This is a genomic window from Arcobacter sp. CECT 8989, from assembly GCF_004116715.1.
Taxonomy (GTDB): domain Bacteria; phylum Campylobacterota; class Campylobacteria; order Campylobacterales; family Arcobacteraceae; genus Halarcobacter.
In genome coordinates, this window is sequence record NZ_PDKE01000043.1 from 1 (window position 1) to 641 (window position 641).

Here is a 641-nt window from a genome sequence, read left to right on the forward strand (position 1 = left end):
GAATACAAAGTATGGTCAAAAAACTATTTATGGATAGGTGATAATAAAAATAAAGGTCTTGCTATATTTGCAAAGCCAGAAATTAAAATAGAACAATTAAATTGGAGTGATGAAAACCACTTATATAAAAATGAAAAGTTAGAATCTTTTATTCCATGTTTAATTAATAATTCAATAATATTAATAGCAATTTGGACAAAAAAAGCAAACTCTGAAGTATTTGGATATATTGGTCAGCTATGGAAATATTTAAAGCTTCATAAAGAAAAATTAGCAAATAAAGAAGTGATAATTATTGGAGATTTAAATAGTAATAGTATTTGGGATAAATGGGATAGATGGTGGAACCATTGCGATGTTGTAAAGGAATTAGAAGAACTAAATATTATTAGTATGTATCATGCTATAACAAAAGAAGAACAGGGTAAAGAGAGCACTCCAACATTTTATTTACAAAAAAAGATTGATAAACCATATCATATAGATTATTGTTTTTTGTCAAAAAGTTTTATTGATAAAAAATCTACTTTAAAGATATTAGACTATAAGTATTGGTTAGAAAAAAGTGATCATATTCCAATTGTTTGTGAAATTTAGGTGTAAAACAAACGAATTTAATCGTTTGTTTTACATTGTAGGTA

The 641-nt window shown here is 25.0% G+C and carries 1 protein-coding gene; it reads left to right on the top strand.

Going from position 1 to position 641, the window contains the following annotated elements:
* A partial coding sequence (locus tag CRV02_RS14895; RefSeq protein ID WP_164969019.1) for an endonuclease/exonuclease/phosphatase family protein occupies nucleotides 1–597 on the top strand: 597 nt, incomplete at its 5' end.
* Between the last annotated feature and the right edge of the window lie 44 nt (nucleotides 598–641).